Source organism: Amycolatopsis sp. NPDC004169 (assembly GCF_040610315.1).
GTDB lineage: Bacteria > Actinomycetota > Actinomycetes > Mycobacteriales > Pseudonocardiaceae > Amycolatopsis.
Window position 1 is genome coordinate 13,079 of record NZ_JBEXMD010000005.1, and the last position, 17,966, is coordinate 31,044.

A 17,966-nucleotide genomic window follows, 5' to 3' on the forward strand; every position below is an offset into this window, starting at 1 on the left:
TCTGTAGTAGTCTGGCGGCATGGTCGAACGTCCCGAGAAGCGCGTCCTGACCGGCGCGGACCTCAAGGCCTTCTACAAGGCACTCGCCAACCCGGTGCGCCGGGACATCCTCAGCTACCTGGGCAAACACGGCGAAGCGAACTCGACGAGCGTCGCGAAGGCCCTCGGCGAGAGCACCGGGACGACCAGCTACCACCTCCGCAAGCTGGCCGACCTGGAGCTGATCGAGGAGCTCACCGACCGCGGCGACGGCCGCGAGCGCTGGTGGAAGTCACGCTCGAAGGACATCTACACCCCACCCGGCCTCGAGCTGGCGCCGGACGAGCGCGAGGCGATGCTCAAGCTGGGCGCGCTCAAGCTGAGCCACGACCTGGGCCTGGTCACGCGGGCGTACGCCGGGTACGAGACTTCGGAGGGCTGGAACCAGATCCACCGCGCCGGGCTGCACCTGACGAAGGAGCAGGTCACCTCGTTCGTCGAGGAGTACCAGAACCTGGTGTGGAAGTACGCGACCGAGCCGGGGCAGCACCCGGCGGGTTCACGGGCGGTGGCCGTGCGGTTCATCGTGGTACCCGAAGAGGAGTCCACTGAGGACTAGAAGCCGGACACCCGTAGCGTGATGTTCAGCCGCCCGTTCAGGCCCAGTGCCGGGTCCGCGGTGCCCGGCAGCGTCTTCGGCACGCCGTGGTAGGCGAGCCGGGACTCCCCGCCGAACACGAACACGTCGCCCGAGCGCAGCTCGACGTCGGTGTACGGCCGGCCGCGAGTTTCGGTGTTGCCGAAGCGGAACACGCAGGCGTCACCGAGGCTGAACGACACCACCGGCTCCAGGCTGCGCTCGTCCTTGTCCTGGTGCAGCCCCATTTTCGCGGTGGCGTCGTAGAAGTTGACCAGCGCGATGTCCGGCGCGTACGACTCGGCAGGCTCGCCGTACGCGGCCGCCAGCGCCCGGCGGCCGAGGTCGCCGAGCCAGTCCGGGAACGGCAGCACCGGCTTGCCATCGCCGGTGGTGCGCGAGTAGCCGTACGCGTACCAGTGCCAGCCGAGGCAGACCGACTTCACCGACATCACGCCGCCGTTGGGCAGCCGCGTGTGGCAGTAGCCGGACCAGCCGCGGCAGGCGGCGACCAGGTCACGCTGCTCGTCGAAACCGAGCCAGTCGGGCAGGTGCACGGCTCCGGGCGCCAGTTCGGCGCGCGGGCGCGGCAGGAGGGCGTCCATCACCTCGATTGTGCCGGAGACTTCCGCCGGGCACGTTCGGTGATCGTCGAGGGCACGACCCGGTGGCCACGGAACGTGATCCCGGCGGCGGTGAACAGCCGCAGGGCCCGCCCCAACGGACCAACGGGACGGTCCTGCGGCCGCGTCCCCTCGCCCTGGGCCACCATGGAATAGACGTTCCCACACCTGAATGTCACAAGCCAGCGTGGATCAGCTACGAACGGGTCTCTTGACCGCGGCGCGGCCGATCAGTCACCGAAGGTGACGACGGTGACGCCCGCCTGCGCCGGGACGGGGTCGTTCATCGCCGCGAGCGCGGCCGGGACGTCGTCGAGGCCGATGCGCCGTCCGATCAGCGCGGCCAGGTCGATGCCCGCCGTCTCGACCACGCGCAGCAGCTCCGGGTACTCGTGCGCCTGCAGGCCGTGGATGCCGACCAGCTCCAGCTCGCCGCCGATGACGCGGTGCATCGGGATCGGCGCGATGCCCTGCGCGGGCGGCATCAGCCCGGCCTGGACGTGCCGGCCGCGCTTGCGGAGGCTGCCGACCGACGCCGCGCAGGTCGACGGCGAGCCGAGGCAGTCGAGCGAGACGTGCGTGCCGCCGCCGGTCAGCTCGCGGACGTGTTCGGCGACGGCTTCCGGGCCGTCGAACGCCGAGGAATCGACGGTGACCGCGGCTCCCGACTTCGCGGCGAGCTGCAGCGCCGCGGTCGAGACGTCGACCGCGACGACCTTCGCGCCCGCCGCCACGGCCAGCAGCACCGCGGAGATCCCCACGCCGCCGCAGCCGTACACCGAAACCCACTGGCCCGCGGTGACCCGGCCCTGCCGCAGCACCGCGCGGAACGCCGTGCCGAACCGGCAGCCCAGCGCCGCGGCCTCGGCGGCGCCGAGCGAGTCCGGCAGCGCGACCAGGTTCGTTTCGGCGTGCTCGATGGCGACGCGCTCGGCGAAGGACCCCCAGTGCGTGGCGCCGGGCTGGAACTCGCGGTCGCAGATCTGCCGGTCGCCGCGGGCGCACTGGGCGCAGCTGCCGCACGCGCAGACGAAGGGCACGGTGACGCGCGCGCCGAGTTCCCAGCCGCGGACGCCGTCGCCGAGCGCGACGATCCGGCCGGCGAGCTCGTGCCCGGCGACGTGCGGCAGCGTGACGGCGGTGTCGTGCCCCTGCCAGGTGTGCCAGTCGCTGCGGCAGACGCCGGTGGCGTCGACCTCGATCACCGCACCGCCCGGCGCGGCCACCGGCTCGGGCACGTCCCGCACGACGGGCGGGACGCAGAACTCCTCCATGACGACAGCTCGCATGCCGCGAGCCTAGCCGTCGCTCAATTGAGCGCGTGGAACCTCGTTCTGGCCCGCGGCGGGCCGAGCAGCTTGCTGAGCGAGCCGTCGGGCACGTTCAGGATGTCCTCGAGATTCCGCAACGCCTCCAACGATTCCGGCCGCTCGGGACGGCACCGCCCGGACTGCCAGTGGCTGAGGGTGGCCAGGCTGACCGTGGTTCCCCTGCCGCGCAAGCGATAGCGGATCCGCTCGAGGCCGAGGCCGCGGGCCCGGATCGCCGCCCGCAGGGCCACGTCGAACGGTCCGGCTGCCAGCAGCCGGCTCAGCTCCGCCTGTTCCCCCCGGTCGATGGTGCGTGTTCGCTGACCGGTCATCACAACGCTCCGAACCACTTCCGTTTACAGAACATTGGAGCGTAGGCGCAGCTTCCCAAGATCGGAAGGGCCCTCACCCACCTGCCTTGCGGGTCTCGTCGGCGATCGCGGCGAACGGTTCCGCGTAGCCGGAGTTGATCGTGACGTAGGAAATCCCCCACCGTTCCCGCCACCGGAGAAGGGTTTCCGTCGCCGCACCGGGATCCTCGGGCAGCACGGTGACGGCCCCGCCCGCGGCGAGCTCGGGCACGTCGACCCCCGCCCACCTCGCGATCCCCGGCGACGGCGCGGTCCCGACGGCCATCAGGTTCAGGCCGAGCTCGATCCCGGGGAGCCGTTCCCCGGCCAGTTCTCGGAATCGATCCACAATGGACTGCGCCTCGGTTTCGGTGGTTTTCGGCATCCAGGAGAACGTGACGGTGTCGGCTTCTTGCGCGGCGAGCGCCAGCATTTTCGGCCCCCCGGCGGCGAGCATCAACGGCGGCCGATCGGGTGTTCGCTTCAGGTGCGCGATGGTGGCGGCCATCCGTGTGATGCGCTCACCCGGTGAGGGGAACTCCCGCCCGAGGCTCTTCGCGTGTTCGCCCGCCCCGGGCCGCCCGACGCCGAGCCCGAGCTCGAACCGCCCGCGCGTCTGCCGGTGCAGGGTCTGCGCCTGCCAGTCGAGCGCTTCCGCGCTGCGGAAGGGGTCGGCGAGCACGAAGGTGCCGACGGTGAGATCGATGGTGACCGCGGCGGCCGCCCCGAGCAGCACGAAGGGATCGGCGGCACCGACGGGATCGGTGGCGAGCAGGGTGTCGAAGCCGAGCTTCTCGACCCGTTCGGCTTGGGCGGTCCAGGAGGTCAAGTCGGGCGCGTAACCGGCGACGACGCCGAAGCGGAAGGGTTTCATGGGGTGATGGTCGCGGGGCGGAGGTGGTCACCACATCCGCTTCACGACGTCACCCGCGCGTACGCCCCTCAGCGCAGGGTGACCGACAACGCCTGCGCGATCTCCTTGCCGATCGCGTGCGTCGCCGCGTCCGGCGGGGACCCCACCTTGACCACCATCGGTCCCCCGAACGGCTGGCGCTCCACGACCTCGATGCGTTCGCCCAGGTTGATCGCGTGTTCCGTCAGGTACCTCAGCAGCTCCGGGTCGGTGTCCCAGACCCGGACGATCTCGCCGACCGCACCCGGCGGGAGGTCGTCCAGGATGCGGACCGGCAGCTCCTCGACGCTGCCGTCCGGGGCCGGGATCGGGTCGCCGTGGGGGTCGCGGACCGGGTTGCCGAGCTTCGCCGCGATGCGCTCGACCAGCCTGTCCGACACCGCGTGCTCCAGCGCGTCCGCCTCCGCGTGGACCTCGTCCCACGTGTAGCCGAGCTCCGACACCAGGTACGTCTCGATCAGCCGGTGGCGCCGCAGCACCGAGCGCGCCAGGAGCCTTCCGTCGGCCGTCAGCTCGATGCCGCGGTACGGCACGTGGGTGACCAGGCCCAGCTGGGACAGCTTCGTGACCATCCCCGACGCCGAGGACGGGCTGACCTCCAGGCGGCCGGCGAGCGACGCGTTGGTGACCGCCTCTCCCCGCTCGACCAGGCCGTAGATCACCCGGACGTAGTCCTCGACCGACGAGGACCTCCGGACCGAACCATCTCCCATACCGCATACGATACGGGGCCGGGTTCTTTCTCGTGAAAGTTCACGGCCGCCAGCGGTAGCGGATCCAGCCGGGGACCGGCTCCGCGCCGAGCTGGGCGTAGAACGCCTCGCCCTTTTCGTTGCCCTCCTGCATGTCCCACTCGACGCGGCCGGTCGTGCGGTTGCGCAGCTCGTCCAGCAGCTCGCCGCCGAGGCCGTGGCGGCGGTGCGCGGGCCGGACGAACAGGTCGTCCAGCCAGATCCCCGGCCGCGCCTCCCAGGTGGAGAAGTTCCAGCTGCAGAAGGCGAAGCCGGCCACCGTTCCCGGCTCGCCCGGCGGGGTCGCGATCAGCACCCACGCCTTCGGGTCCGGCCCGAACAGGTGCCCGCTCATCTCGGCGCGGTCCAGCTTCAGGTCGTGGTTGTCCTCGTAGACGGCGTGCTCCTCGATGAGCGCGCAGATTTCCTCGATGTCTTCGAAGACGGCGTCGCGGACGGGCATCTCGCCTCCCGGTTTTGTCGGTGGTGGTCGTTACGGTCGTGGTCGGAGGTGGTCGATGGCACCAGAGGAGAAGTTCGAGGACCTGGTCGACGAGTTCACCGGACGTCCGGGCATCACGCCACCCGGCACGACCGGCGGGTTCGGGCGCACGGCGCTGCGCGCGCACGGCCGGATCTTCGCGATGTTCGTCCGCGGGCAGCTGGTGCTCAAGCTGCCCCGAGGCCGGGTGGACGAGCTGGTCGAAGGTGGGCACGGGGTGCGCTTCGACGCCAACAAGGGCACCCCGATGAAGGAATGGCTGGCGCTCGACCCGGGGTCGCCACACCCCTGGGCCGCACTGGCCGAGGAAGCACTCGAGTTCGCGGAGAGGAAGTGAGTCATCACGCTTGATAACGCAGTTCGCCGCCGACGGCGGTGCCTTGCACGCTGAGTTCTCCGGAAGCGAGCGCGTCCACAGCGGACTCGTCCAGCGGCGAACCGGACAGCACGGCGAAATCGGCGAGCTTGCCGGGCTCGAGCGTGCCCAGGTCGCGCTCGGCGAAGGTCGCGTAGGCCGAGCCGTACGTGTACGCGCGCAACGCCTGCTCCGGCGTCAGCGCCTCTTCGGGTGCGAAGGGCGCGCCTGACGCCGTGCGCCGACGCACCATGTCGGCCAGCGCGAGCAGCGGCGCGCCGTTCACGACGGGCCGGTCCGAGGACGCGGGCAGCACGCACCCCGCGTCGAGGACGCTGCGCAGCCGGTAGCACCACGGCACCCGGGCTTCCCCGAGCGCGGCGCGCATGCCGTCGCCGAGCTCGTTGACGAACCGGCCCTGCGGCGACGGGATGATGCCGAGCGACGCGAGCCGGGCCAGCTCCGCGGGCTGGAGCACCGCGCAGTGCTCGATGCGGTGCCGGTGGTCCGTGCGCGGCGAAGCGGCCAACGCGGCTTCGTAGGCGTCGAGGACGACGGTGATCGCGCGGTCGCCGATCGCGTGCGTCGCGATCTGCCAGCCCGCCTCGTGGGCGCGGCGGATCGTGCGGGTCAGCTCGTCCTCGGGCACCTGGAAGTAGCCGCGGTTGTCCGGCTCGCCGTCGAACGGGTCGTGCATCGCGCAGGTGCGCCCGACCAGGGAGCCGTCGGCGAACAACTTCATCGGGCCGATGCGCAGCCACTCGTCGCCGAGGCCGGTGCGCACGCCGAGGTCGAGGCCGAAGCCGGCGTCGTCGGGCAGGTCGTGCAGCACGCTCGCGGCGACCATCACCGTGCTGCGCACGCGCAGCACGCCGCGGTCGCGCGCCTGCTGGTAGGCGGCCAGTTCGGCGGGCGTCTCGCCGACCAGGCCACCGCCGATCCCGGCTTCCTGGACGCTGGTGATGCCCTCGCTCAGGTACCGCTCGGACGCGCGCTCGAGCCCGCGCACCACCCGGTCGGTGGGGGTCGGGTAGGTGAGCGGCCGCAGCAGCAGCTGGGCCTGTTCGCGCAGCAGGCCGGTCGGCGAGCCGCCGTCGTCGAACACGACGTCGCCGCCGACCGGGACGTGCGCCAGGTCGAGCCGGTCGAGCACGGCCGAGTTGACCACGGTCATGTGCCCGGACGTGTGCTTGAGCCGCACGAGCATCCCCGGCGCGGCGCGGTCGAGGCCGTGCCGATCGGGGTGGCCGCCCACGAGCTTGTTCTGGTCGTACCCGCTGCCGACCACCCAGCTCCCAGCCGGGAGCGTCGCGGCGCGCGCGGCGACGGCGTCGTAGACCTCCTCGACGCTGCGGCAGTCGCTGAGCGGGACGTCGTCGAGGCCCATGCCGAACCACGCCATGTGGTTGTGCGCGTCGTGGAAGCCGGGCACGACGAAGCCGCCGGCCAGGTCGACGCGGGTGCGCGCGGACAGCTCCAGGGCGTCGTCACCCAGCGCGACCACGCGGCCGTGCAGGACCGCGAGGGCGCTGGTCAGACCCGCGCCCGTCCAGACGGTGGCGTTTTCGTAGACCGCATCGACTCGCACGAGTCCAGAGGCTATCGATCGATCGATCGAACGTCTAGCATCGCCCTCATGCCCACCGTGGAGTTCGCCGTCGAGGACGGCATCGCGCAGATCCGGCTGAACCGGCCCGAGCGGCTGAACGCGGTCGCCGCCGTGCTGGTCGACGACTTCCTCACCGCCCTCGACGCGGCCGCGCGCAGCGACGCCCGCGTCGTCGTGCTGTCCGGCAACGGGCGCGCCTTCTGCGCCGGTCACGACCTCAAGGAACCCACCCCCGCGGGTGACTCGCGGACGCGGCTGGACCGGCTCCAGGACGTCACGCGGCGGCTGCGCGGGCTCCGCCAGCCGGTGATCGCGGCGGTGCACGGCTACGCGATCGGCGCCGGCGCGGAGTTCGCGCTCGGCTGCGACCTGATCCTGGCCGCCGAGGACGCCGTGTTCGCGTTCCCGGAGGTCTCGCTGGGCCTGAGCGTCACCGGGGCGGCGTCGCGGCTGCTCCCGCTGCTGGTCGGCCCGCTCAAGGCGAAGGAGCTCCTGCTGCTCGGCGAGCGCTTCGACGGCCGCAAGGCCGCCGAGCTGGGGATGGTCAACGCCGCCGTCCCGGCCGAGCAGCTGCAGGCCGAGGCGCTGAGCTGGGCCAAGCGGATCGCCGAGCACCCGCCGGCCGCCGCCGCCATGGCGAAGCGGGTCCTGGACGCGAGCACCGACCTCGAGCCCGCCCTGGAACTCGAGGTCAGCCACGCCCTGATCACCGAGCACTCGGCCGCCGTCGCCGCGTCCACCGAAGCGTTCCGGAGCCGGGCGTGACTCCGCTGGCGGAGATCGGGACGCTCGCGCAGCTCGTCACGCGGGCCGCCGCGCTGTGGCCGGAGCGCACGGCCTGGATCTTCGACCACCTGGACCGGACGTTCACGTTCGCCGAGGTCGACCGCGAAAGCTCCCGGATCGCCGCGGCGCTCGCCGAGCGCGGCATCGGCCCCGGCGACCGGGTCGCCGTCATGCTGCGCAACCAGCCGGAGTTCCCGCTGACCTGGCTGGCGCTGGCGAAGATCGGCGCGCAGCTGGTCCCGGTCAACACGAACTACCAGGAGTTCGACGGCGCGCACATCCTCCGGCACTCCGGTGCGAAGCTGGTCGTTGCCGCGGCCGAGTTCACCGAGCTCCTCGGCCGGATCGGCCTGACCGAGGTGATCACCCCGGACGAACTGCGCACCGACGCCACGCCGCCGGACTTCACCCCGGTGCCCGAACTGCCGGTCAACATCCAGTACACCTCCGGCACCACCGGCGCGCCCAAGGGCTGCGTCCTGCCGAACCGCTACTGGACGACCCTCGCGGTCAGCCTGGCCACCGACTTCCCCGCTGTCGGCGAGGACGACGTCATCCTGACCGCGCAGCCGTTCCACTACATCGATCCACAGTGGAACGTCGCACTGGGACTGGCCGGCGGCGCCACCCTCGTCGTCCTCGACCGCTTCCACCCCAGCACGTTCTGGGCGAAGGTGCGCGAGCACGGCGTCACCTGGTTCTACTGCCTCGGCCTGATGCCGACGCTGCTGCTCCGGCAGAAGCCGTCGGAAGCCGACCGCGACCACCGCGTCCGCGCGATCTGCGCGTCCGCGATCCCGCACGACCTGCACGCCGAACTGGAGGCCCGCTGGGGCGTGCCGTGGTACGAGGCGTTCGGGATGACCGAAACCGGCGGCGACATCCGGATGACCGCCGCCGACCACGACGAGACCGTAGGCACCGGCTGCATCGGGCGGCCGTCCCGCGACCGCGAGGTGCTGATCGCCGGCGACGACGGGAAACCGCTGCCGCGCGGGGAAACCGGGCAGCTGCTGATCCGCGGGATCGGCCTGATGCACGGCTACCACGACGATCCGGACGCGACGGCGAAAGCGTTCGAAAACGGCTGGTTCCACACCGGCGACCTGGCCAGGATGGACGCGGCCGGCCGCGTCCACTACGTCGGCCGCACGAAGGACATGATCCGCCGCAGCGGCGAGAACGTCTCCGCCGACGAGGTCGAGCGCGCCCTGCTGCTGCACCCCGCGGTCAAGCTGGCGGCCGTCGTCGCGGTGCCCGACGAGCTGCGCGGCGAGGAGATCAAGGCGTACGTCGTGTGTGACGGCGACCGGCCGGACCCGGCCGAGCTCGCCGCGTTCTGCGCCGGGAAACTGGCCTACTTCAAGGTTCCGCGGTTCTGGGCGTTCGCCGACGCGCTGCCGATGACGCCGTCGGAGCGGGTGGCCAAGGGTGAGCTGCGGAAGGTCGCCGACCCGCGCGCCGGGTCGTGGGACGCGAAGGCGGGAGCGTGGCTGTGAGCAGCCGGGAGCGGGTGCGCGCGGCGGCGGTGAAGCTGTTCGCCACCAAGGGCTTCCACGGCACCGGCATCCGGGATCTCGCGCAGGAGGCGGAACTCTCCTCGGCCAGCCTCTACCACTACATGGGCACCAAGGAGGATCTGCTCGCGGAGATCATGCACACCGCGCTGAACCGGCTCCTCGACGCCGCCCGCGAAGCGACCGCGGGCGGCGGGGACCCGGTGCACCGGCTGCGGACGCTGGTCGCGCTGCACGTCCTCGCGCACGCCGTGGGGCCGGCGGAAACCCGGGTGGTGGACAACGAAGTCGACGTGCTGTCCCCGGCCGCGCGCGAGCCGGTCGTCGCCCTGCGGGACGCCTACGAACGGCTGTGGGCCTCGACGATCGACGAAGGGGTGGCCGCCGGGGTGTTCCGGGTGGCGCACCCGGCGGTGACCCGGCTCGCCCTGCTCGAGATGTGCAGCGGTGTCGCGAGGTGGTATTCCCCACGTGGCCCGCTGGCGCTGGACGAGCTGGCCGAGCACTACGCGGAACTGGCGTCGAGGGCCCTGGGCTGCACGTCCACGCCCGGCGTCACCGACTTGCGACGGTGCCGGGAAATCGTCGCGAAAGAGTGGGGCGTGTCCGTTTAGCGGCGCTTTTACCTGTGTACGCCTTGCTCAGACGGCGCGGGTGGGGGACGCTCGAAGGGTGACTGAGGAAACGATCCAACTGGAACTGGACGACTCGGGTCTCGCGCCGGGCCTCCCGGCGCCGGCACACCCCCGCGATCAGGTGCAGGATGTCCCCTATCGCCCCGTCGAGTTCCGTGACGACGATCTCCCCGCGGCTCTGGAGCGCTGCGCCAAGTGGCTACGTCAGGCTCAGGAGTGGCTCGGTGAGCCGCTCGACGTCCTGGCCATCCACCTCGACTACGACGACCGTCAGGGTTCGCCGTACTACGACGTGAAGCTCTTGTGCAACGAAGAGGACCTCGCGGGCGTCCCGATCGCCATTCGCAACAAGAAGTAACCAGGTTGGACAGCCGTCAAGACCGCCGCGAAGGCGGTCTTGACGGCTTCTCGCGTTTCTGAGCGGGGTCAGCCCAGCGTGCCGCCGACCTTGACGTGCCCCTTGAGCAGGTTGCGCGCGATGGTCCGGCGCTGGATCTCGTCGGTGCCCTCGTAGATGCGCAGCAGCCGCAGCTCGCGGTACCACCGCTCGACCGGCAGCTCCCGCGTGTAGCCCATGCCGCCGTGGATCTGCAGGACGCGGTCGACGATCTCGTTGGCCTTCTGGCCGCCGTACAGCTTCGCCATCGACTGCGCGTGCCGCGAATCTAGGCCCTGGTCGACCTGCCACGCGGCGTGCAGCACCAGCCAGCGCAGCGCTTCCAGCTCGACACCGGAGTCGGCGATCATCCACTGGATGGCCTGCCGCTCGGCGATCTTCTGCCCGAACGTCTCGCGGGTGTTGGCGTGCTCGATGGCCATCGAGATCAGCCGCTCGCACGAGCCGATCGCGCGGGCGGGCAGCAGGTAGCGGCCCTGGCCGATCCACTGCATGGCGAGCTCGAAGCCGCGGCCCTCCTCGCCGAGGATCTGCGTCTCCGGCACGCGGACGTCCTGGAAGATCAGCGACGCCGGGCCCCATTCGCCCATGGTGTCGATGTACTCGGACTTCCAGCCGGCCTCGCGGTCGACGAGGAAGCAGGTGACGCCGCCGTTCGCGCCCTTCTCCGGGTCGGTGATGGCGAAGACCATGGTGAAGTCGGCCTCGTTGCCACCGGTGATGAAGGTCTTCTCGCCGTTGATGATCCAGTCGGTGCCGTCCTTGCGGGCGGTGGTCCGGATGGCCTTGGCGTCCGACCCGGCGCCCGGCTCGGTGATCGCGAAGCAGGACTTGCGCTCACCCGAGATGGTCGGCAGCAGGTAGGTCTGCTTCTGCTCTTCGTTGGCGTGGAACAGGATGTTGTCGGCGGCCCCGCCGAACCGGAACGGCACGAAGGTGCGGCCGAGCTCGGCCTCCAGCAGCGCGGCCATCACCGCGGACAGGCCCATGCCGCCGTACTCCTCCGGGGTCAGCACGCCCCAGAAGCCGGACTCCTTCGCCTTGAGCTGGAGGTCCTTCAGCTCCTCACCGGTCAGGCCGGGCTGGTGCGCGCGCTCGCGGCGGAGGACCTCCTGCTCGAGCGGCACGAGCTCCCGCTGGACGAACGTGCGGACCCAGTCGCGCACTTCCCGTTCTTCGGTGCTGAGAGAGAAATCCATGGCCTCGTTGCTCCTCCGACATGACTAAGCGCTCGCTTAGGGCCAGGGTACCTCCGGGTCGGGCATAACCCCAGACCTCGGCCGGAATTCGTGACAACGGCTGCCGGGCCCGGAAAGATCGGGGGTGTGATGGAGATCGAGGTCCGCTGGTCGTCGCCGTTGCCCACCGAAGATCGCTTCATGCGCCTGCTCGACGACGTCGAGCAGGGGCGGTTCGAGGCGTACCGGCAGGAGGCGGACAAGCGGCGATTCCTCACCGGCCGCGTCCTGGCGAAGACGGTCGCGGCCGAGCGGCTCGGCCTGGCCGTGGAGGCGGTGAAGTTCGACGCGACCTGCGAAGACTGCGGCAAGCCCCACGGACGGCCCCGCATCCCGGGCGCGGACCTGACGCTGTCGATCTCGCACTCGGGCGACCTGATCGGCCTGGCGGCGACCCCGTCGGTCCCGGTGGGCCTCGACGTCGAGACGGCCACCCGCCGCGCGGACGAGGGCCTGATCGAGTACGCGCTGAGCCCGGCGGAGGCGGCGCACCTGGCCGGCCTGGACGCCACGGAGAAGGCGGCGGCGTTCTTCGTCTACTGGACCCGCAAGGAAGCGGTGATGAAGGCCACGGGCAAGGGCCTGCGCATCCCTCTGCAGAGCATCACGTTCTCCCGCTACGACGAGCCGGCGAGCTTGGTGTCCTCAGGCGACCCGGCCCTCGACCCGGCAACAACCCGCTTGGCGGACCTGAAGGCAACGGACGGCTACCGGGCGGCCATCGCGGTGCTGACCACCGAGGAGCTGTCGGTCACCGAGGAGCACTGGCTACCGCGGCTATAGTTGCGGCATGTCCACACCGGCGAGCACGGACGAGCCGAAGTACCCGTCGGGCACCTCACCCGCGGCCATCCGGGCCGCGCTCCTGCCCGAGGACGTACCCCGGTTCGACCGCGACTACCGGCATGCTCTCGACGTCGCCCGCGAAGCTCTGAGCCTGACAGACCTCGTCGAAACGCTGGAGTCCTGGCGACGGATCGCCTGGAGCACCCAGGCGGACCCAGCCGCCCACCGGCGCATGGTGCAGGCGGCCGAGCACACTCAGCGCACCGGAGAACCGCCCGCCGGCACCCGGCCGTGGAACTCGCTCAAGTCGGAGCTCGGTCTGTAGCAGTGGCGTACGACATCGAGGTGTATCCCGACGTCCAGGACCAGATCCGCGCGTTGCCACAGCAGGCGCTCCACGCCTTGGCCGAGGCCATCTGCGTACTGGAGCTGGTACCCGGCAAAGGCGATCCGTACCACCGGTCGAACCCGGACGGCTCGATGCGCAACCTGGCGTTCGGGCCGCACGGGGAAGGGCTCCTCACGTACCTGATCCTGGAGGATCAGCACCGGGTCGACCTGCTTCGCGTCCTCTGGACCAGCTAAGCGACGTCCTCCAGGCCCATCGCCGTCAAGAGCGTGCGGAACTTCGCCGTCGTCTCGTCCAGTTCCGCCTGCGGGTCCGACGCCGCCACGATCCCTCCGCCCGCGTACAGCCGCATCGATGTCGATGCGATCTCCGCGCAGCGAATCGCCACCGCCCACTCGCCGTCGCCCGCCGCGTCCACCCAGCCCACCGCGCCCGCGTAGTAGTCGCGGTCGAACGGCTCCAGCTCCTTCACCAGTTCGCGGGCGTCCTCCGTCGGGGTGCCGCAGATCGCCGGGGTCGGGTGCAGGGCCGCGGCCAGGTCCAGTGCCGTGATCTCCGGGTCCGCCAGCTCGCCGGTGATCGGCGTGCGCAGGTGCCAGATCGCCGGGGTCGTCACCAGCTCCGGGCCGGCCGGGACGTCGAGAGTCCGGCAGAACGGCCGCAGCGCCTCGACCAGGTAGTCGATCACCACCGCGTGCTCGAGCTGGTCCTTGCGGGACGTCCGCAGCGCCTCGCCGTTCGCGCGGTCGGCCACCGGGTCCGCCGAACGCGGCATCGAGCCGGCGTGCGGTGAGGAGAACACCGTGCGGCCCGTCCGGCGCAGGAGCAGCTCGGGCGTGGCGCCGACGAGCGACCGGCCGCCCGGCAGCTCGGCCGCGTACGTGAAGTGCCGGGCATTCCCGACGGCCAGGTTGCGCACGATGCTCTCGGCGGGCACCGGCGCCGCGAAGTCGAGGTCCAGGGCACGGGCCAGGACGGCTTTGCGCAGGTCACGAGCAGCCAGCGCGGCAACCGCGGCGCGCACCGCCTCCATGTGCAGCACCGGAGACGGCACCGCACGTACCCGCACGGGCGCCGGGAGGGTTTCACGCGGGAAAGAAGGCGTCCCCGAGGAGCGGTGGACGGTCCGGGGCACGACGAGGTGGCCCGGCACCTTCGTGTCGGGCCCGGTGTCGAACGGCAGGACACCGACGGCCAGCGGGGCACCGGTCTCGGCGAGGACGCCGGGGATCGCCGAAGCGAGCCTTCGCGGGTCCGTCTCGGTGACGGTGCGGATCGCGCCCTGCGCGAGGAGTGCGCGCTCGGCCGTGGTGAAGAGGAAGTCGCCTCGCTGGTAGCGGGCGGCGAGGTCGAGTGCCGGGGTCGCCGGTTCCAAAGAACTCACAACTCCCAGCGTCCCAGGCTGCGGGAAATCCGCGAGGGAAGTGTCGCGAGCGACACTCCCCTCGCGGTCAGCTCCGGGTGACGAGCTACTTGAGCGCGTCGATGAGCGCCTCGCGCTGGCGCTCGCCCAGGCCGGCCGCACGCCGGTCCGGGTCGATGCCGGCCTGCTCGAGCAGGGCGGCGACCTTCACCGCGCCGAGGCCGGGGACGGCCTTCAGCAGCTGGGTGACCTTCGTCTTCCCGATGGTCTTGTTCTCCTTGGCCTGCTTGAGCACCTTTTCGATGCTCTCCTGGCCGGACTTGATCGACGCGAGCAGCTCCGAACGCGCCTTGCGAGCCTCGGCGGCCTTGGCCAGGGCCTCGGCGCGCTGCTCCGGAGTCAACGTAGGCAGAGCCAACGTAGTGTCCTTTCCTCTCAGTCTCCGCTTTCGCGGCCGACAGCTTTTGTGAGTGCTTGCTCCTGCAAGCGCTGCTCAGCCGTCTCTTGCCACGGGCCCAGTAAACGCCACCCGCTTCGTGGCCGTGCAACCGACACGCACTTATTACCCCCGGAGGTGATACCGGGCAACCCGCTCCGGCCTGCGGAAACGCTCCCAAGAAGGGCCCCGGGTGGCCCATCTCACCCGGAAGTGGAGCCTCCGTTACGCGCTGTTCTCGTGCACATTTCTTGGCACATAAGGGAAACCCGAAAAACGGATGATCTTGATCATCATCCGGTCGTCGCCCGATCGCGCGACGACCGTGACCGAACGGAGCCGTTGTTGACCATGCCCGCTTCACCCGATCCGCACTAGAGTCGGCGCAACCCCAGTTCACCGGCGAACGACCCCCGGGAGCGACCATGTTGAGCACCATGCAGGACGGCCAGCTGTCGCTGGCGAACCTGCTCCGCCACGGCACGTCGGTGCACTCGGCGAGCGAAGTCATCACCTGGACCGGTTCAGAAGCCCGGCGCGAGACCTACGGCGACCTGGGCAGGCACGCCGCCCGGCTGGCGAACGCCCTCCGCAGCCTCGGCGTGACCGGCGACCAGCGCGTCGGCACCTTCATGTGGAACAACGCCGAGCACATGGCCGCCTACCTGGCCGTCCCGGCCATGGGCGCCGTGCTGCACACCCTGAACATCCGCCTGTTCCCGGAGCAGCTGACGTTCGTCGCCAACCACGCCGAGGACCAGGTCGTCATCGTCGACGGCACGCTGGTCCCGCTGCTGGCCAAGCAGCTGCCGGAGTTCAAGACCGTCCGGCACGTCATCGTGGCCAACGGCGACGCGGCGGCGCTGCAGGCCCCGGACGGCATCCAGGTGCACGCCTACGCCGAACTGCTGGCCGGGCAGCCGGACACCTTCGACTGGCCGGACGTGGACGAGCGCTCGGCTGCCGCGATGTGTTACACGTCGGGCACCACCGGTGACCCCAAGGGCGTCGCCTATTCACACCGGTCGATCTGGCTGCACTCGATGCAGGTGTGCATGAGCGACAGCATGAACCTCGCGCAGAGCGACAAGGCACTGGCCATCGTGCCGATGTTCCACGCGATGGCGTGGGGCCTGCCCTACGCGGCGCTGATGGTCGGCGCGTCACTGCTGATGCCGGACCGCTTCCTCCAGCCGGCGCCGATCGCGGCCATGCTGGCCGCCGAGAAGCCGACGTTCGCCGGCGCGGTCCCGACCGTCTGGCAGGGCCTGCTCGCCCACCTCGAAGCGAACCCGCAGGACATCTCCCACCTGCGCGAAGTCGTCGTCGGCGGGTCCGCGGTGCCGCCGTCGCTGATGCACGCGTTCCAGGAGAAGCACAACGTCTCGATCCTGCACGCCTGGGGCATGACCGAGACGTCGCCGCTGGGCAGCGTCGCCCGGCCGCCGGCGGCCGCGACCGGCGACGAGATCTGGAAGTACCGCTACACGCAGGGCCGCTTCCCGGCGTCCGTGCGGGCCCGCCTGATCGACGACGACGGCGCGGTCCTGCCCTGGGACAACGACGCCGTCGGCGAGCTCGAGGTCCAGGGCCCGTGGATCGCGGCGTCCTACTACGGCGGCTCGGATGTCGACCCGGACAAGTTCCACGACGGCTGGCTCCGCACCGGCGACGTCGGCAAGATCAGCGCCGACGGCTACCTGACGCTCACCGACCGCGCGAAGGACGTCATCAAGTCCGGCGGCGAGTGGATCTCCTCGGTCGACCTGGAGAACCAGGTGATGGGCCACCCCGCGGTGGCCGAGGCCGCGGTCGTCGGCATCCCGGACGAGAAGTGGGACGAGCGGCCGCTGGTCGCCGTCGTGCTCAAGGAAGGCCAGAGCGTCACGCCGGCCGAGCTGCGCGACTACCTGAGCGACAAGGTCGCGAAGTGGCAGCTGCCGGAGAACTGGACGTTCGTGGACGAAGTCCCCAAGACCAGCGTCGGCAAGTTCGACAAGAAGCGCATCCGCGCGTCCTACTCAGAGGGAAAGCTCGACATCGCCCAGCTCTAACGGGTAAATCTCCGGCGAGTCTTCACGCTTCGAACGGCCACCTTGCGGGAACCTACCCCCAAGGTGGCCTTCGGAGCACGTCGGAGGGGTTCTGGGGATGCAGCGAAACAGGCGGAGCTTTCTGGCGCTCGCGGGCATGGGCGCGCTGGCGACGGCATGCGGGTCGAACACCGGGCGGCAGGGTGACCCGCCGCCCTCGACGGCGTACTCGGCGGGGCCACCACCGTCGGACGCCCCGAAGGTCCCGCTCCAGCAGTGGTACCACGCGTACGGTGAGGAAGGCGTCCAGGACGCCGTCAAGCGGTACGCCGCGAGCTACCCCGGCGCGGCCGTGACCGTGCAGTGGAACCCGGGCGACTATGACTCGAAGATCGTCACCGCGCTGCAGAACAGCAAGGTGCCCGACGTCTTCGAGGCGCAGGTCAAGATCGACTGGGTCCGGCAGAACCAGGTCGTCTCGCTCGACGACGTCATCGCGCCCGTGAAGGGCGACTTCAGCCCGGCCGTGCTGGCCGCGCAGACCGTCGAGGGCAAGGTCTACGGCATTCCGCAGGCCACGGACACGCAGGTGCTCTTCTACCGCAAGAGCCTGCTGCAGGCGGCAGGCGTGCAGCCGCCGCAGACGGTCGACGAGCTCGTCGACGCGGCCGCGAAGCTCACCAAGGACGGCGTCAAGGGCTTCTTCGCGGGCAACGACGGCGGTGTCGGCGTGCTCACCGGCCCGCTGCTGTGGTCGGCCGGGCTCGACTACCTGAAGAACGGCAACCGCGAGGTCGGCTTCGACGACCCGCGCGCGGCGACCGCGCTGGCGAAGCTGCACACCCTGAACGCCAACGGTTCCCTGCTGCTCGGCGCCCCGGCGGACTGGTCGGACCCCGGCGCGTTCATCGACGGGCTGACGGCGATGCAGTGGACCGGGCTCTGGAACGTGCCGAAGATCCGCCAGGCGTTCGACGACGACTTCGGCGTCCTGCCGTTCCCGAAGCTGGACGGCAGCGGGGCGCCGTCGGTGCCGGTCGGGGCGTACGGCGCGATGGTGAACGCCAAGAGCGCGCACGTCGCCGAGGCCAAGGCGTTCGTGAAGTGGCTGTGGATCGACCAGACGCAGGACCAGCTGGAGTTCGCGACGAAGTTCGGCTTCCACGTGCCGGCCCGGCAGAGCCTGATCGGCCGCGCGGACAACCTCAAATCGGGCCCGGCCGCCGACGCGGCCCGGTTCGTCAAGGAGAACAGCCACCTCGTCGGCGGTCCGGTGTGGACGCAGCAGTCGAACACCGCGTTGTCCGATGCGGTCGCGAAGATCGCAAAGGAGGGCGCGGACCCGGCGGCGCAGGTGAAGACGGCGGTCGAAGTTGCGAAGGCCGAGCTGAAGCGTCTCTTCGGATGAGCTGCGAGA

The 17,966-nt window shown here is 70.8% G+C and carries 21 protein-coding genes; 11 read left to right on the forward strand and 10 right to left on the reverse strand.

The genetic code is table 11. The annotated features are described in order from the left end of the window. Positions 1–19: 19 nt before the first annotated feature. Positions 20–598 (forward strand): winged helix-turn-helix domain-containing protein, encoded by a 579-nt coding sequence (locus tag ABZX11_RS08120; RefSeq protein ID WP_354910955.1) that lies wholly within the window; start codon positions 20–22, stop codon positions 596–598. Here the strand turns inward: ABZX11_RS08120 and ABZX11_RS08125 are convergent. From ABZX11_RS08125 to ABZX11_RS08150, 6 genes are all read right to left on the reverse strand, one after another. Further along, a complete protein-coding gene (locus tag ABZX11_RS08125; protein ID WP_354910958.1) occupies positions 595–1,221 on the reverse strand; it encodes an alpha-ketoglutarate-dependent dioxygenase AlkB in 627 nt (208 codons plus the stop codon). The genes ABZX11_RS08120 and ABZX11_RS08125 overlap by 4 nt on opposite strands. Positions 1,222–1,469: 248 nt before the next feature. Further along, the gene (locus ABZX11_RS08130) at positions 1,470–2,528 is read right to left on the reverse strand and encodes an alcohol dehydrogenase catalytic domain-containing protein (protein ID WP_354910961.1); all 1,059 of its coding nucleotides are present in this window, start codon (positions 2,526–2,528) and stop codon (positions 1,470–1,472) included. Positions 2,529–2,548: 20 nt separating this feature from the next. Next, entirely contained in the window at positions 2,549–2,881 is a 333-nt protein-coding gene (locus ABZX11_RS08135; RefSeq protein ID WP_167384931.1) for a transcriptional regulator, read from the reverse strand. A 73-nt stretch (positions 2,882–2,954) separates the two neighbouring features. Further along, positions 2,955–3,773 carry an LLM class flavin-dependent oxidoreductase gene (locus ABZX11_RS08140; RefSeq protein ID WP_354910964.1) on the reverse strand — a complete coding sequence of 273 codons (819 nt, stop codon included), beginning with the start codon at positions 3,771–3,773 and terminating at the stop codon, positions 2,955–2,957. A 68-nt stretch (positions 3,774–3,841) separates the two neighbouring features. Further along, the gene (locus ABZX11_RS08145) at positions 3,842–4,525 is read right to left on the reverse strand and encodes a metal-dependent transcriptional regulator (RefSeq protein ID WP_013230121.1); all 684 of its coding nucleotides are present in this window, start codon (positions 4,523–4,525) and stop codon (positions 3,842–3,844) included. 40 nt (positions 4,526–4,565) lie between these two features. Next, a complete protein-coding gene (locus tag ABZX11_RS08150) occupies positions 4,566–5,006 on the reverse strand; it encodes a GNAT family N-acetyltransferase (RefSeq protein WP_086860184.1) in 441 nt (146 codons plus the stop codon). A 55-nt stretch (positions 5,007–5,061) separates the two neighbouring features. Between ABZX11_RS08150 and ABZX11_RS08155 the strand changes: the two genes are divergently transcribed. Further along, positions 5,062–5,382: a hypothetical protein gene (locus ABZX11_RS08155; RefSeq protein WP_354910968.1), complete on the forward strand. Its 321-nt coding sequence runs from the start codon at positions 5,062–5,064 to the stop codon at positions 5,380–5,382. A 4-nt stretch (positions 5,383–5,386) separates the two neighbouring features. Here the strand turns inward: ABZX11_RS08155 and ABZX11_RS08160 are convergent, their stop codons facing one another. Further along, a complete protein-coding gene (locus ABZX11_RS08160) occupies positions 5,387–6,988 on the reverse strand; it encodes an amidohydrolase (RefSeq protein WP_354910971.1) in 1,602 nt (533 codons plus the stop codon). A 48-nt stretch (positions 6,989–7,036) separates the two neighbouring features. Between ABZX11_RS08160 and ABZX11_RS08165 the strand changes: the two genes are divergently transcribed. From ABZX11_RS08165 to ABZX11_RS08180, 4 genes are read left to right on the forward strand one after another with little or no spacing between them, the layout of a single operon-like run. Further along, complete coding sequence (locus ABZX11_RS08165) at positions 7,037–7,774, forward strand: enoyl-CoA hydratase/isomerase family protein (protein WP_354910974.1); 738 nt, start codon at positions 7,037–7,039, stop codon at positions 7,772–7,774. Continuing rightward, entirely contained in the window at positions 7,771–9,294 is a 1,524-nt protein-coding gene (locus ABZX11_RS08170) for an ATP-dependent acyl-CoA ligase (RefSeq protein ID WP_354910977.1), read from the forward strand. Before ABZX11_RS08165 ends, ABZX11_RS08170 begins: the two co-directional genes overlap by 4 nt. Then, entirely contained in the window at positions 9,291–9,926 is a 636-nt protein-coding gene (locus tag ABZX11_RS08175) for a TetR/AcrR family transcriptional regulator (RefSeq protein WP_176178126.1), read from the forward strand. Before ABZX11_RS08170 ends, ABZX11_RS08175 begins: the two co-directional genes overlap by 4 nt. Positions 9,927–9,984: 58 nt before the next feature. Continuing rightward, positions 9,985–10,305 (forward strand): hypothetical protein, encoded by a 321-nt coding sequence (locus ABZX11_RS08180; protein WP_004561305.1) that lies wholly within the window; start codon positions 9,985–9,987, stop codon positions 10,303–10,305. 68 nt (positions 10,306–10,373) lie between these two features. Here ABZX11_RS08180 and ABZX11_RS08185 read toward each other — a convergent pair whose 3' ends face one another. After that, positions 10,374–11,543, reverse strand: a complete 1,170-nt coding sequence (locus tag ABZX11_RS08185) for an acyl-CoA dehydrogenase family protein (RefSeq protein WP_176174658.1) — start codon at positions 11,541–11,543, stop codon at positions 10,374–10,376. A 129-nt stretch (positions 11,544–11,672) separates the two neighbouring features. Between ABZX11_RS08185 and ABZX11_RS08190 the strand changes: the two genes are divergently transcribed. From ABZX11_RS08190 to ABZX11_RS08200, 3 genes are read left to right on the forward strand one after another with little or no spacing between them, the layout of a single operon-like run. After that, the gene (locus tag ABZX11_RS08190) at positions 11,673–12,365 is read left to right on the forward strand and encodes a 4'-phosphopantetheinyl transferase superfamily protein (protein ID WP_354910980.1); all 693 of its coding nucleotides are present in this window, start codon (positions 11,673–11,675) and stop codon (positions 12,363–12,365) included. 7 nt (positions 12,366–12,372) lie between these two features. Further along, a complete protein-coding gene (locus tag ABZX11_RS08195) occupies positions 12,373–12,693 on the forward strand; it encodes a DUF6247 family protein (RefSeq protein ID WP_176174656.1) in 321 nt (106 codons plus the stop codon). 2 nt (positions 12,694–12,695) lie between these two features. Then, positions 12,696–12,953: a hypothetical protein gene (locus ABZX11_RS08200; RefSeq protein ID WP_254897109.1), complete on the forward strand. Its 258-nt coding sequence runs from the start codon at positions 12,696–12,698 to the stop codon at positions 12,951–12,953. On the opposite strand, the gene ABZX11_RS08205 is transcribed toward ABZX11_RS08200, so the two are convergent. Both ABZX11_RS08205 and mihF read right to left on the reverse strand, forming a co-directional pair. Further along, entirely contained in the window at positions 12,950–14,101 is a 1,152-nt protein-coding gene (locus tag ABZX11_RS08205) for an isochorismate synthase (protein ID WP_354910984.1), read from the reverse strand. The two genes, ABZX11_RS08200 and ABZX11_RS08205, sit on opposite strands and share 4 nt — an antisense overlap. 85 nt (positions 14,102–14,186) lie before the next feature. After that, entirely contained in the window at positions 14,187–14,498 is a 312-nt protein-coding gene (gene mihF / locus ABZX11_RS08210; protein ID WP_167344432.1) for an integration host factor, actinobacterial type, read from the reverse strand. 443 nt (positions 14,499–14,941) lie between these two features. On the opposite strand from mihF, the gene ABZX11_RS08215 reads away from it, so the two are divergent. Together ABZX11_RS08215 and ABZX11_RS08220 are read left to right on the forward strand one after the other, a co-directional pair. Beyond that, positions 14,942–16,570, forward strand: a complete 1,629-nt coding sequence (locus tag ABZX11_RS08215) for a long-chain fatty acid--CoA ligase (protein ID WP_176174654.1) — start codon at positions 14,942–14,944, stop codon at positions 16,568–16,570. A gap of 97 nt (positions 16,571–16,667) precedes the next feature. Further along, positions 16,668–17,957 (forward strand): sugar ABC transporter substrate-binding protein, encoded by a 1,290-nt coding sequence (locus tag ABZX11_RS08220; RefSeq protein WP_354910988.1) that lies wholly within the window; start codon positions 16,668–16,670, stop codon positions 17,955–17,957. Positions 17,958–17,966 lie beyond the last annotated feature (9 nt).